The sequence below is a fragment of the Salinisphaera sp. genome (assembly GCF_035690525.1).
GTDB lineage: Bacteria > Pseudomonadota > Gammaproteobacteria > Nevskiales > Salinisphaeraceae > Salinisphaera.
Genome location: NZ_DASSKM010000061.1, coordinates 1 through 14546, shown reverse-complemented (window position 1 = coordinate 14546; position 14546 = coordinate 1). Strand labels below are relative to the sequence as shown.

The following is a 14546-nucleotide window of genomic DNA, read 5'->3' as shown; positions in this document are numbered from 1 at the left end:
TGGCCAGTGTGCTCAACAATCCGCGCGGCCCGCTGTATACGAAGATGGTCGCCAGCGGCAAGAGCCTGGCCGCCCAGTACACCAGCCTGCCGGCCGCGCTCGGTTCGATCGGTGTGAGCTATGTAGTGTTTCCGAAAGGCGCGGACGCCGAGGCGCTGGTCAAGCAGATGCGCTCGATCCTCGGCAATATCGCCGAGAAAGGCATCAGCCCCGAGCAGGTGGCCGCCGCCAAGCGTTCGCTGATCACTCAGGACGCGGCCGCGCGCGATTCGATCCCGGGTTTGGCGCATCGCTGGACCCAGGCGGTGGCGGTGGATCATCTGCAATCGCCCGCCGCTCAGTTGGCCGCGATCAAGAACGTCACCGCCGAGGACGTGAACCAATTGCTGGCCACGCTGATCCAGCCGGACCAGAGCGTGCTCGCCATTCTCAAGCCCGAAGGTTCGGGCGCGCCGCAGACCGGCGGCGGCTACGGCGGCAGCGAGTCGTTCTCGCCCAAGAACGTCGGCAACGTGGAGCTGCCGGACTGGGCCGCCGAGCCGTTGGCGACGATCATTACGCCCGAGCAGACGATCGAGCCGGTCGAGACCACGCTCGATAACGGCATGAAGCTGATCACCGTCGCCTCGGACGCGTTTCACGCGATGCATGTCTACGGACATATCCGCAACGAGCCCGATCTGGAAGCGCCGAAGAACAAGGAAGGCGTGAGCGGTTTGCTGTCGCAGTTGCTCGACTTCGGTACCACCCGGCACGACCGCAAGGCGTATCAAGCCGCGCTCGATGCGATCGGCGCCCAGGCCTCGGCCGGGACCGGCTTCTCGCTCACCGTGCTGCCCGAGCATTTCGAGCGGGGCCTGGGCCTGCTGGCCGAGAACGAGTTGCATCCGGCGTTGCCCAAGAGCGCTTTCCAGCGCCTTCAGGAACGCGCCGTGGCGGCCCAGGCCGGCACCATCGCCAGCCCGGACTTCAAGGCCGATCAGGCGATGCGTAAAGGCATCCTGCCGGAGAATGATCCCGATCTGCGCTTCGCCACGCCGAAGTCGATCGCCGGGCTCAGCTATGACGATGTCACGGACTATTACAAAAAGGTGTTCCGGCCCGATCTGAGCACGATCGTGGTGGTCGGCAATATCAGCCCGGATCAGGTGGAAAAAGCCGTGACCGATGCCTTTGGCGGCTGGAAAGCCAAGGGCGACAAGCCGGACGTGACCCTGCCGGAGGTGCCCGAAAACGAGGCCAGCTTCCATCACGTGCCGGATGATGCCCAATCGCAGGATACGGTCCAGCTCGCCGAGTCGCTGGGGCTGAGTACGCATAACACCGAATACCACGCCCTGCAGATGGCCAATCAAGTGCTTACCGGCGGCGTGTTCGCCAGCCGGTTGTATCGCGAGCTGCGCGTCGAGCGCGGGCTGGTTTACTACATATCCTCCGGGCTCGTCACCTCGCGCACCCGCACTCAGCTCGCCTTCCAGTACGGCAGCGATCCGGACAAGGTCGACGAAGCCGACAAGCTGATCCGTCAGGCGCTGGTGCAGCTGGCCAAGGTGCCGATCTCGGACGACGAACTGCATCGCGCCCGGGCCGGTTTGATCCGTCAGGTGCCGCTGAACGAGGCCGGCGCGGATTCGATCGGTTACGGTCTGCTTTCGCGGGTCGAACTCGACCTGCCGCTGAACGAACCCTACCGTGCCGCGCGAGCTTATAAGTCCATCGACGCCAAGCAGATCCAAGCGGCCGTAAAGAAATGGTTCCGCCCGGACGATCTGGTACGCGTGATCCAAGGCCCGAAGCCGAAATAAACGCGCCGGCCGGGCTGGCGGGCGTCATCAGGGCGCGGATCGCATTGGCCGATCCGCGCCCGGGCGGTTGCCGCACGCGCCAGACGCGCTAGTCTGGACGTTCCGCAACCGCAAAGGTGGCCCATGCGCATCGGTTTGTTCGTTCCCTGCTTCATCGACGCCTTTTATCCGCAGGTCGGCATCGCCACGCTGGAATTGCTCGAGCGTTTCGGCTGCGATGTCGACTACCCGTTCGACCAAACCTGCTGCGGCCAACCGATGGTCAACTCGGGCTGCCATGCCGAGGCGGCCGCGACCGAGCGGCTTTTTGCGGATAATTTCGCGAATTACGATGTGATCGTGGCGCCATCGGGGTCCTGCGTGCACCAGGTCCGCGATCATATGACGGCGATCGAGCAGACGCCGGCGGTCCGGCACGTGCGCGAGAATACGTTTGAACTGGTCGAATATCTGCACGACGTGCTGCAGGTCGATGCTTTTCCCTGGGCGAAATTTCCGCACAAGGTCGGCTATCACGATTCCTGTAACACGCTGCGCAATCTCGGCCACGGCAAGCCGAGTGAGCTGGCTGGGCCGGATTTCTCCAAGCCGCGTTCGCTGTTGCAAAAGGTCGAGGGCATCGAACTAGTCGCGCCCGAGCGGCCGGACGAGTGCTGTGGCTTCGGCGGCACGTTCTCGGTCACCGAGCCGGAAGTCTCCGGCCGCATGGGCCGCGACAAGATCACCGATCATGGCCGCGCCGGCGCCCGGTATATCGTCTCCGCCGATACTTCTTGCCTGATGCACCAGCAGGGTTGCGCCCAGCGCATCGGCGCGAATATCCGGTTCAAGCATATCGCCGAAGTGCTCAACGGGAGTTCGGCATGAACACGCCCGATCCGACGCCGACCCGGAATTCGCCGGAAGCGGTCCGCGAAGCCCAGCCGAAGCCGGCCAAGGCCCGGCCGGGCCGGCGCGTCGACCACGCCAGTGCGGCGCGCGACTTCCTGGAATCGCCGATCCACGCCGAATCGCACGACGAACGCGTCTGGGCCATGCGCCAGCGCCGCGACGCCGCCGCCGAGACCATTGACGAATGGGAGGAGCTGCGCGATCTCGCCAGCCAGATCAAGACCCATGCGTTGACCCATCTCGACGTCTACCTGGAACAGTTCGCCGACAACGCCGCCGCCAACGGCGTGCATGTGCACTGGGCCGGCGACGCCGCCGATCATAATCGTATCGTGCACGAGATATTTACCCGCCATGGCGTCAAGAAAGTGATCAAGTCCAAGTCCATGCTCATGGAGGAATGCGGCTTCCGCCACTACATGGACACGTTGGGCATCGATATCGTCGAAACCGATCTCGGCGAACGCATCCAGCAATTGGATACCGAAGATCCGAGTCATGTGGTCGTGCCCGCCGTGCACAAGATGCGTTCGGATGTCTCGCAGGTATTCGCTAGAACCCTCGGCTCCGACGCCGGCAACGACGACGCGCATTACCTGGCCGAACAACAACGCCGTGCCACGCGCCCGCTGATCCTCGACGCCGACGCCGGCATGACCGGGGCGAACTTCGCGGTCGCCGAAACCGGCGGCTTCGTCGTGGCCACCAACGAAGGCAACGCGGATCTGTCGGCCAACGTGCCGGATCTGCACGTCGCCTCCATCGGGATCGAGAAGATCGTGCCGAAGCTGTCCGACATGGGCGTGTTCATACGCCTGCTGTCTAGATCCGCGCTCGGCAGTCCGATAACGCAATATACGTCGCACTTCCGCGGCCCCAAGCCCGGCGGCGAGATGCATATCGTGCTGGTTGACAACGGCCGTTCGAAGCGCCTGGCGGACGAACGCTTCTGGTCTTCGCTCAAGTGCATCCGTTGCGGCGCTTGCATGAACACCTGCCCGGTGTTCCGGCGCTCGGGCGGGCTGTCGTATGGCGCGACCTACACCGGCCCGCTCGGCCTGATCCTCGATCCGAGCATCGACGCCCATCGCTATTCAAATCTGCCGTTCGCGAGCACGCTCAACGGTAGCTGTACCAACGTCTGCCCGGTCAAGATCAACATCCACGAACAGATCTTCGAGTGGCGCCGGGTGCTGGCCGAGGACGACCAGATCCCCTGGACCAAGAAGTCCACGTTGGCCGCCGCCGGCCGAACGCTGGCCTCTCCACGCGCTTATCGCGCCGCGATCAAATCCACCCACTCGGCGCTGAAACACCTGCCCGACTGGGCGCTCTACAACCGGCTCAACGCCTGGGGCCGGGTCCGCGACCTGCCCGACGTACCGCCTGAGGGCAGCTTCCACGATTGGTATCGCAAGCACCGTTTGCGCAAAACGGAGTCCGCTTAAGCTTCAATGGCGCGCGTCATGAGCTACTCGCAACCGACCGGGCGCTGCGCTTGTGGGGCCGTGCGTTTCCATGTCGCCGGCGAGCTGAGCGACGTTGTCGCCTGCCACTGCCGGACCTGCCGGCGCGTTTCGGGCCACTACTGGGCCGCGGCCCATGCGGATCGCAATGCGCTAACCGTCGACGGCGGCGACGCGCTGATCTGGTGGCGCTCATCGGCCATCGCCGAGCGCGGTTTTTGCCGCCATTGCGGATCGAGCCTGTTCTACAGTCGACACGGGACAGAGCGCGTCTCGATCGCGCCCGGCGCGCTGGACGGCGCGACCGGGCTAACGATCGTCGGTCATATCTGCTGCGCCGAGGCTGGCGATTATTACGCTATTCACGACAGCGCGCCGCAATATCCGGGCCCTTCGACGAGCGGGGTCGAGCGAGCGCCCGTACGCGAAGCAGCGCCGGTCGGGCAACGAGAAAATGGCCCGCGCGAAGGCGGCTGCGCCTGTGGTCGTGTGCGGTTTGTTTGCGATGGCGAGCCCGGCCCGGCCGGGGCCTGTCATTGCCGGTCCTGCCGGCGCTGGTCCGGGCATTTCTGGGCGGCCGTCGAGGTCGATCGCGTCGCGTTTCGGCTGACGTGTGACAATGCGTTGCGCTGGTGGCGCTCGTCGGCGGCCGCCTCGCGCGGCTTCTGCGGGTGGTGCGGATCAAGCCTGTTCTTCGACGAGCCCGCCCGCGAATGCATCGAGATCGCGCCCGGCGCATTCGACGGGCGGCTCGGCCGAATGGTGGCGGCGCACATCTTCTGCGCCGAGGCGGGCGACTATTACATCATCGATCCAGCCGCCCGGCACTTTGCGGCGCACGAAACGCCGGACAGCTTGGATCGTTGATATTACGGGCCGTTATTACGGGCGCGGTACGATGGCCCAGTTCGGATAGTTGTTGTAGCGCGGCTTGATCGAGCGGTTGTTGAACACATCCCAGGCTTGTCGGCCTTTTGCGAGTCCTTGATCGACGGTCGCGGCCAGCGCCGGCTGCAGGTTGGACGGAAAACCGGTCGGCGAACGGGGATAACCTATCATTTCGCCGGCCTGGGTCGAACTGCTCATATGATTCCGGAATTCCTGCGAATCGCAGTCCAGACCGTTCAAATGCGGCAGGGTCGCCTTATAGGCTTCGTCCATGCTGCTGAAAAACGGCGCGCCGCGCGTCGGCCGGACCTGGAGCGCGTAGGTTGCCGCCACGGTCCAGCAGAATCCACGGTCGGGAGACGCGATCCAATCGGTCATGCGGTGGATTTGGAACTGGAGCAGCCACTGGGCGAACGGCGTGAATTCAGAAAATCCCAGATCCGATGCATAAGAGACCGACCAGGCGAAGAAATCCTCCTGCCAGGGCGCGACACCCACCCACGGATTTCCGTGAATCGGATAGTTGGTGTAGTTGTCGAGGATATGCAGCGGATGCCGGTCCGGGTGCTGCAGATAATATTGTTTGTAGTCGGCCGCGATGTTGTGCATCAGGCCGGTGAAATAGTCGTGCAGCGGGTCGGCGTCCGGCGTGGCGTAGGCGGCCTGGGCGATCGTACGTAGCGACCAGGCCTGTTGCCGGACTTGCTGCGCTGCCACGCGGAGACGGCCGAGGCTTTCCCCGCGGTATTTGGGGTTGGCCCAGACCTCGATTTCCGCGGCGGCGAACTGCAATTCTTCGAGATAGTAATAGTCGCCGGTCACCAGATACGGGACAAAGCCGATCGAGGGATGATGGGCGAGATTGAATTCGTATGGTGAGTGGCAGTCGCCGCTGCAGGCGGTGTATAGATCCTCGCGCACCGCGGGCCACCAGCTCGCGTCGCGGCGGGCCACGGTCGTGATGTACGGATGATCGGCGATCGTGACCGGCCGTCCGGTCGCGGCGTCCCGGAAATGGAAGCCGTAGGAACCGACCGCGTCGTCGTTGGCGAGCATATAGTCGAAGGCGCGCGGATCGCCGCTAATCGCATACAGCGTGGTCCAGCGCGGCAGCGGTCCGATGCCGGCCTGGGCGCCGACGTTGCCCATGTGCTTGGTTTGGTCGCCGTGGGCCATGAGCGGATAGGATGACGGCAAGCTGGCGAGTTCGGCCTCGTCGGGCCGGATATCGGCATAATTCGGAATGGCCCGGGTCGCCTGTAGATACTGCATGTCCGGGCGCACATAGAGATGCGGATCGTTGCCCCACCACAGCACCTTGTGCCAGCGCGCGCGATAGTAGTGGGTCAGATCTTCGACCGTGAACGAATGCTCGCCCACCGTGATCGTGGCGTCGTAGCGTAGGTCGCCGGCCGTCTTGCCGTAGGTGAAGTCGTTTTCCACCACGGTATCGACCCGGGCGTTGGCGATGCGGCCGCTATAGCCGGCGTGGGCCCGGACATGGAAATAGACCGCGAGTTGGTTGTCGCGATCTGTTTCCGCGCCCTGTAAATGACCGCCGCCGATGATCCACTCGCTCGTGCGCGTTCCCGAAAGCCAGGTCTTGCAGACCGTGTCCGGCACCGCGTCGCAGCCGCCCCGATCGACGATCGACTGGAGAAGGGCGCGCGCATTCTGGGTGAGGACGCGGCCATCTCTTCGGATTTCGATATTCGCGTGGAAGCCGGACGCGAGCAGGCCGCCGATCGTGATGCGACGGTCGCCGGCGTTGTCCGACACGTTGCCGCGGGTAAAGATCTTGAGCTTTTCGCTGCCGTGCTCGGGCACGCGGTCGAGCTGAAACGACAGAATCGCGTGCTTGACCGAGCCGTCGTCGTAATAGGTCTTGATATCGGACTGAACGCCCTGGTCGCTCGGATTGCCGGGCGTCGAATAGAGCAACCGCTTATCGGGTTGGTAGTCGCCTTTTTTGAATACCTGGCCGTAAGTCACGACCGAATAATCGGCCGCATGGTCCGAGCGGTTTCGAACCGTGATCTCGGTTATATCCGGGTTGTCGCCGCGCGTATCCGGGCCGAGATAGAGTGAATACGGAACCTTCGGCGGTTTCAGGCCGGCTCGTTCGTAAACATAGTTGATAAAGTTTTGCTGCCGGTCGTAAAGCGTTTTTTGCTGAGGACTTAAATCATCGTAAGTCCAGGCGCCGGCGCCGATGCTGAATAACAGGCTCAATAAACCGATGACACCCGCGAACGGCCGGTGCCAATTGAATGACTTGCCCATGCCACGATCCCCCTCGTGCCTATGAATGACTTCGATGTCCGTCGGCCTGAGGCCGGCCCGCCACGCCATTCGCATCGCCTGTAGCGCGATACGCAAAGGTTCTGGCATGACGAGTGGTTCCGCAGATGCCGGCGGGTGATACCGAAGCGGTTGCGCCGAACAAATCTGTTGTCGCCGAACGCTAATGCGTTGCGGCCGTGAGTCCCCCGGTTTTGTTCGACATATTAGTTAACGGCCGGACGCGGCATTGTTTTAGGGTAAGAGTCGTCTTCCGCCCGAATATCGAGCGTGCGAAGGGGCGGGAAACCTGCGGCGAAAGGCGCTGCGGCTATCGACGCTCCGCTTGCCGGACGCCGGGTAGGGTTAGCGAAACGCCGGCTCGTCGAAGGAACGCAGCTTGCGCGAGTGCAGCGCCTGTACGCCCGACTCGCGGATCAGCTGCAGCGTTTCCAGTCCGATGATCAGATGCTGCTTGACCTGGCTTTGATAGAAGGCGTTGGCCATGCTGCGCAGCTTGAGTTCGCCGTGCATCGGCTTATCGGATACACACAGTAGGGTGGCGTAGGGCACCCGCAGCCGAAAACCGTTGGCGGCGATGGTCGCGCTTTCCATGTCGATGGCGATCGCCCGCGATTGGGAAAAGCGTTCGTAGAGTTCGTTGTAGCGAAACTCCCAGTTGCGGTTATCGGTGCTGGCGACGGTACCGGTGCGCAGACGATTCTTCAGATCGCGTTGCGATAGGCCGGTCACGCCCGAAACCGCTTGTTCGAGCGCGACCTGCATCTCGGCGATCGGCGGGATCGGCACCCAGGGCGGCAAGTCCTGATCGAGCACGTGGTCCTCGCGCACATACGCATGGGCGAGCACATAGTCGCCGAGTTGCTGGGATCGGCGCAGGCCGCCGCAGTGGCCGATCATCAGCCAGCAGTGCGGGCGCAGTACCGCCAGATGATCGGTGATGGTCTTGGCGTTGGACGGGCCCATGCCGATGTTGATCAACGTGACGCCGAGGCCGTCCTTGCGGGTCAGATGATAGGCCGGCATCGGCGGTAGATGCTTCGGCGCCTCGCCGCCGGCTTCCAGATGATCGAAACGGGCGTTGGGCTCGACCACGTCGCCGGGCGAGACGAATCCGGTATATTCGTCGTGGCTGTTGACTTGATCGGTCGCGTACGCCGCGAAATCGTCGACATAGCGCTGATAATTGGTCAGCAGCACGAAGCCCTGGAAATAAGCCGGATCGGTGCCGGTGTAGTGGGCCAGCCGTTGCAGCGCGAGATCGGTGCGTTGGGCGTCGAACAGGGCCAGCGGGAACGGCTGTCCGGGCTGTGTGCGATGCGTACTGTTGGGAATCGCATCGTTCATCTTGGCCAGATCCGGCAGATGAAAGGCGCGCTCCAGCGCGCGCACCGCGGCCGGCGTGAGATCGGCGGTCGCCTGCTCGATCATGAACGGCAACGGGACAGGCTGGTCGGACAACCCGACCTGAATCGCCGCGCCGTGATTTTCGACCAACAGCGATAGCTGCTCCAATAAATAGTCGTGAAACAAATCGGGTCGGGTGACGGTGGTTCCGTGCACGCCGCCCTTGCGCAGCGAACCATAGGTCGGGCGCGCCGAACTGACCAGCCGGTCCGGCGTGGTTTCGATGCCGACATACGGATAGTAGGCCGCGGGCATGGCTTCGGGCTCATGTTCGCCGGCGACGAAGCGGCGATGCCGATCGGCCATCTGAGCGCGTGCGGCTGCATACAACGACTCGATCCGGGCGACCGCGGCCTCGGCGCTGTCGAAGGTTTGCAGGTCGCGAGCGTTGCCGTGTGCGGTGCCGGGCATGTTCAAATCCTTATTAATCGGGTGACAGCCGATGCGTCGGCTATTCTCAAGACCAAGGCTTCGCGGCCGCCGACCGTGGGCGCGTTCGTATTATTGAGCCGGTACGCCATCTATTTGAATGCCGGCCCAGGAACCCGCTTTGCAACGGGCCGTGCTCGGTCAGGCTACCAGCCCGCTTGAGGAGCGGACACCGGACGAGGCTTACCGCGGCAGTTCAGGGGGGGCAGTATATTTAATTCAAATAGTTTTTAAGTCATGAATAGGCTGACTCAGATGGAACAAGACTGCGCCGGGTCATAGTACGCTTTTTATTTGGACCACAAATTAAATATACTGTCCCCGAATCGGTCCCGAATTAAGTATACTGTCCCCGGAACCCGCCCCCGGAACCCGTCCCGGAACCCTAGATCAGCTGCGATTGTCACACTGGGAGGAGAGCGCTCCGCAACCGGCGTACGCGGCCCCAATTTTTTCCGACCGTTTTCCTGTTTAATCGCGCCGCGGACTTACAGGGACCGAGCCGTAGCACTCGGGCGGGTCTACGCCGCCGAAGTGCGCTTTAACCGCTTTTGCAGTGAGTTGATCTTCGCGGAAAAAGAACTTGATTAGTAAGCAATTCGGCGCGGCGATCCCAGGTACCTTGGAGTAGCGTTTGGCTCTCTGGGCGAGCGCGGCCAAATTCAGGGTTTTGCTGAAGCGCTTGCCTTTGATGGGAGTCCAGTCACAAGGATACTCATCGCAGTTGGATAGCTTAGCTAGCTGCCAATGGATGGCTAGGGCTGTTGGCAGCGCATTTTTGTGTCCAATAAAAAAATGATATACGCGAGGATCCCGTTCGTCCGGTCCGCCGGGAGTTATATACCATTGAGAGGGGTGATTAGCGACTGAAGGCACGGGAAAATGCCGCAGTATAACTCCATTTGAACCGTAGTTAGATACTTCGATTCGATATGGAAGTTTATTGCTCAGTACGCTACAGGCGGGCAAGCTTATGATGAAAAACAAAAGCGCTAGGAGCCTCGATGTCATATAAGTACTCCTTTTTTATCAGTCCAGAATTTTCCGGTCTAAATTGGAATCGTCAATATCAATATCCAACCCGTAATGCTTTTTAAGCCAAATTCGATACTTATATTCGCCATCCACCTTTTTCAGCGTTGTATGATGCTGGTGATCGTCACCCAATATTGGCGTTAGCGTATCGGTATAGATATTCTTTTCTATGAAGTTCAAAGAGCGCTGAAAATCCAGGTCGTCGTCGACTCCATCGGGAACTCGGTATTCTTTTTGTTTCACGTCGGTGTCCTCATCGTAGTCGAGATAGCGAAACTCGCGCCCCGGTTGATACAGGCGCCCAGCGCCAAAGACTATGGGGTCATAGACATTGTCGTTGACCAGCGGGTTGGTGACTTTTTTATATTTATCCGGCAATTCGGGCTGACGCATACTCGTATACTCCACGCCTTGCTCGATAATCCAGTTCAGTGCGATATCGGATAAATCGCCGTCGCCGGCCCCGCCGATGTCGGTGTGATCGCCGATAAACCCCTTTTCCAGCTTCTTGCCGGCCTGGTTTATTTTCTGGCTCGGTGTGTCATAGATCGACCAGGCATCGAAGATGCCGCGCCGTTCGTCGACGGCCACGGCTTGGGCGGTGAAGTCGATGCTGCCGGGAATGCCGAGATAGGCGTCGCCGTGCGAGCCCGCCGATTCGATTGAGTCGTTGACCTCGGCTGTCCCGATATGCGGCACGGTGTCCCATAGCCCTAGATAGCGCAGGTTGACGTGGAAACAGCTGCGATTCAAAAATTGCCGCGCTTGCGAGGCTATGGGCGAGTCGTTGAAGTCGACGGCGACATCGGCAATCCCGTTCGTCACGATGAAAGACTCGGCGCCGTGCAAAAATTGATCGAGCAGATTCGCGAAGATACGCGCTTCGCCCGCGCCGCGGCTAAAACCGATCATATCGATATTGAGATGGTCGGTGGACAGCGCGCCGCGTTGGCTCAGGCTGTTGAGCTTATTCAGGTAGTTGAAAAACCGGCTGGCCATGATCAGCACGCGTTCGCCGGTCTTGTTGCCGTAGGCCAGGTCGAAGTTCTTGATATCCGGTTGGCCGTATCCGGCGTTTAATCCGCTGCGCGGATCATCCCGACCCGCGCCGGTGATGTAGTACCAGTGAGCCCCGTATAAGCCGGCCGATGGCGTCGTCGGCTCGCCGATGTCGGCCCGATAGGCATCGCGAAACTTGACGACGTTGCTGACGTTCGGATCGGTATCCGCGTTACTCGTCCCATCAAAGGCAAACAACAACAAACCCAGCGGATCGACGTTGTTGATGGGGTCGTTCTTGACGTAGGCGTAGGTATTCAAGCCCGCGGCTATGCCCATCGGATCGCTGCTGATATAGCGCCCGGTGGCCGGGTTGTAATAGCGATGGTGGTTGTAATACAGCCCGGATTCGGCGTCGGCGTATTGCCCGGGCAGGCGCAGGTTGAGAATGAAGGCCGTGCCGTCGCCGTCCGGGTCATGGTCGACGAACGCCTGGCCGAAGGGCGCGTAGTGGGCTTGCCAGACCACGGTTTGCTCGGCGTCGGTCACGGCGATCGGCGCGCCCCGGCGGCCGGTGTGCACGGCGTAGATCGTATCGTTTTGGAGGATCGCGACTGGGCGGTTGTGCCAGTAGACATAGTTACGGGTGATCTCGCCCTGGCCGTTGGCTTCGGCGGTCAGGCGGCCGTGGGTATAAAGATAGTGGGTGGTGTGGGCTTGGCGGCCGTCGGCGGGATAGACGGTCTTGGTGATGCGCTGGGCGCGACTGTTGTATTGATAGGTGGCGATGCGGCGCCCACCGCGATAGAGCGCGGCCGGTTGGCCGTTGGCGTTGTAGGTGATCCGCAGGCCGCCAAGCTGGGAGATCTGTCCCCCGGCCTGGGTGTGGACCGACACGGCCGGCGTCGGCGCAGCACCGGGTGCAAACGCCACCGCCCGCGGCGCCGCCTTGAGCGGCGCGTGCCAGCCGGGGCGCAGCGCGGCGATCCGCTGTAGCCGGTTGCTGTCGTCGGCGTAGATCAAGCCGATATGCCGGCCATTGATCACGCGTTGGGTGCGGTTGCCGTTGGCGTCGTACCGATAGCCGTACAGCGCCCACGGCGTCAGCGCGAAATCCAGCCGGCCGTGGGCGTCGAAGCGATAGCGGCGGCTGATCGCGCCGTGGTCGTCGACGCCGATGACGCGGCCGGCGGCGTCGCGATGATAAACAAACGTGTGCAGCGCGCCGATGTGTAACGAGCGCAGGCGCCCGTTGGCGTCAAAGCGGCGGGTCGTGGCGAGGCCGTTGCCAAAACGCCAGGCGCGCACGGCCTCATTCGCGCCGGCGCTGTCGTCGAGCGCGCTCACGATCGGAGTCTCGGCGCCGAGCCAACCGGCCCGGCCGATGCCGGCGAGCGCGCCGTCGGGACGATAATGATAATCGAGGGTCGTGCCGTCGGCGCGGGTGACGCGGCTGATCCGGCCGGCCGCGTTGTAGGCATAGTGCGTGGTATAGCGCCGGTCGCCGATGCGCCGGCTGTGCGCGGTCACACGGCCGTGCGGGCCGTACTGGCGGGTCTCGTCATGCGTCGGGCTCCAGATGCCGGCCAGCCGGCCGGCCGGCGTCCAGGCAAAACGGTAGCGGGGGCCGCCGGCGACCGCGACCTGGGCCGGGCGGCCGGCGGGGCCGTAGGCGAAATCGGCCCGGGCATGGCCCGGCCGGGTCTTGTGGCGCAGGCGACCGTTGGCGTCGTAACGGTAGGTGGTCAGCCCGGCATCGGGACTGGCCGTGAACAGCCAGCGCCCGAAGTCGTCGAGGCCCCGGCGCGTGGTGTTGCCGCGGGGATCGGTGACGGCGATGATCCAGCCCCGCGGATTGCGGGTAATCGAGGCGGCGGCCGATGCAACCGCCCTCGCGGCCGCCGGTGCGGCCTGTGATGCGCCGGGTGCCGGCCGATGCGCGAGCGTTGTGCCGTGGCCGTCGGTGATGGTCACGCCGGTGGCGTCGTAGCGATAGTTGCGGGTGGCCGTGACTTGGCCCTGGGCGTCGCGCCACCGGCGGCGGGTGACGCGGTTGGCGGTGTCGTAGGCGATGCGCAGGCGGCCTGTGGCGTTGCGCACGCCGGTCAGCCGGCCGGCGGCGTCGTAGCTCGCGTGCACGCTGCCCTTGGGCCCGGTGATCGCGATGACGTGCCCGGCGGCGTCATAGGCCAGGGTCACGGTTTCGGCCGCCGCGGTCTCGGCATGGCGGACCAGCCGGGTCAGGCGCCCGGCGGCGTCGTAGGTCAGGCGGGTGATGGCGCCGTCGGCCGCGATCCGCTGGGTGATCCGGCCGTTGGCGTCGCGGGTGAGGCCCGGGCCGTCGGCCAGCTTGTAGGCGGTGGGCGGATCGTAGGGTTCCAGGCCCGCGGGATGGGCCGAAGTATTGTCCGCGGGCTCGGGCCGCCGGTCCATGAGGGTCCGGCTGATTGGCCGCCAGCCGCCGCCGGGCGTCGGCGCGTAACCCGCCTGGATGATCCGGATCGGTCGATGATAATCGTCGTATGCGATACGGATTACCCGCTGCCCCGCGGGCTTGACGCTGGGGCTGGCGATCCGCGTTACACGCTCGCTGTCGCCTTGATATGACAACTCGGCCACGAGGTGGGCGTTGCCCGCGGCATCGCGATAGCCGGCCCGGTACAAGCGCCCTTGCCCGTCGTAGCGGTAGAATGTCTGGCTGCCGTCGGCAAAACGAACCCGCGAGAGTCGCAGACGGCGGTTGTAGGTATAGCTCACGGCATGGTCGCCACAGGCCGCACAGCCCGGCCCGTCGATCGCGGTGACGATCGGCACGCCGTGGCGGGTGGCGGTGTGATAGATGCTGGGGCCCTGGCCGGCGCGGTCGACCACGGTCCGGTGGGGCTTGAACGCGAGTGTGGTTTGATCGGCGCCGTGGGCATGCACGGACAGCACGGCCCGATCGTGGCGGTCATACGCCCAGGTGGCGATGCGGATGAGATCGGCGGGCTGGGGCGGCTCGACGGCGGTATCGGACGCATCGCCGGCCTTATACGCGACGTCGTGGGCGTGGGCGGTTTGGCCGGTGTCATCGGCGGCGACGGTATACGGTTCCAGGCCGTCGGGGAGGGCCGGCGCTTCCGGCGGCGCGAGCGGCTGGGGTCGATACCCCGCCGGCATCCGCCCGCGGCTGAGGCCGGTGAGGTTGTGCGCATCAAACGGATCGTCGTAGTGATAGCGCCGGACGCGGCCCTCGGGGCCGATGACTTGGGCGAGGTTGCCGCGATCGTCGTAGCCGTACGCGGTGACCGCCCCGGCCGGGCCGGTCAGGCGCGCCAGGCGGCCG

At 63.5% G+C, this 14546-nt stretch carries 7 protein-coding genes; 4 read left to right on the top strand and 3 right to left on the bottom strand.

All coding sequences use genetic code 11. The features are described 5' to 3' along the window. From VFJ08_RS04825 to VFJ08_RS04810, 4 genes are all read left to right on the top strand, one after another. The coding region (locus VFJ08_RS04825) for an insulinase family protein (protein WP_324995724.1) at positions 1–1805 on the top strand (1805 nt) is incomplete at its 5' end. Between the two features lie 123 nt (positions 1806–1928). Beyond that, positions 1929–2672: a (Fe-S)-binding protein gene (locus VFJ08_RS04820; protein WP_324995722.1), complete on the top strand. Its 744-nt coding sequence runs from the start codon at positions 1929–1931 to the stop codon at positions 2670–2672. After that, a complete protein-coding gene (locus VFJ08_RS04815; protein ID WP_324995720.1) occupies positions 2669–4144 on the top strand; it encodes a lactate utilization protein B in 1476 nt (491 codons plus the stop codon). The genes VFJ08_RS04820 and VFJ08_RS04815 overlap by 4 nt, the downstream gene beginning before the upstream one ends. Before the next feature lie 18 nt (positions 4145–4162). After that, on the top strand, positions 4163–5029 hold the full coding sequence (locus VFJ08_RS04810; RefSeq protein ID WP_324995718.1) for a GFA family protein: 867 nt from the start codon (positions 4163–4165) through the stop codon (positions 5027–5029). A 15-nt stretch (positions 5030–5044) separates the two neighbouring features. Here the strand turns inward: VFJ08_RS04810 and VFJ08_RS04805 are convergent, their stop codons facing one another. The 3 genes from VFJ08_RS04805 to VFJ08_RS04795 form a co-directional block, all read right to left on the bottom strand. Further along, on the bottom strand, positions 5045–7333 hold the full coding sequence (locus VFJ08_RS04805) for a hypothetical protein (RefSeq protein WP_324995716.1): 2289 nt from the start codon (positions 7331–7333) through the stop codon (positions 5045–5047). A 363-nt stretch (positions 7334–7696) separates the two neighbouring features. Further along, positions 7697–9169 carry an AMP nucleosidase gene (locus VFJ08_RS04800; protein WP_324995714.1) on the bottom strand — a complete coding sequence of 491 codons (1473 nt, stop codon included), beginning with the start codon at positions 9167–9169 and terminating at the stop codon, positions 7697–7699. Positions 9170–10216: 1047 nt separating this feature from the next. Beyond that, the coding region (locus VFJ08_RS04795; RefSeq protein ID WP_324995712.1) for an RHS repeat-associated core domain-containing protein at positions 10217–14546 on the bottom strand (4330 nt) is incomplete at its 5' end.

Coding starts and splice junctions, on each gene's coding strand:
- VFJ08_RS04820 (WP_324995722.1), top strand. CDS start 1,929: ATGCGCATCGGTTTGTTCGTTCCCTGCTTCATCGACGCCTTTTATCCG.
- VFJ08_RS04815 (WP_324995720.1), top strand. CDS start 2,669: ATGAACACGCCCGATCCGACGCCGACCCGGAATTCGCCGGAAGCGGTC.
- VFJ08_RS04810 (WP_324995718.1), top strand. CDS start 4,163: ATGAGCTACTCGCAACCGACCGGGCGCTGCGCTTGTGGGGCCGTGCGT.
- VFJ08_RS04805 (WP_324995716.1), bottom strand. CDS start 7,333: ATGGGCAAGTCATTCAATTGGCACCGGCCGTTCGCGGGTGTCATCGGT.
- VFJ08_RS04800 (WP_324995714.1), bottom strand. CDS start 9,169: ATGCCCGGCACCGCACACGGCAACGCTCGCGACCTGCAAACCTTCGAC.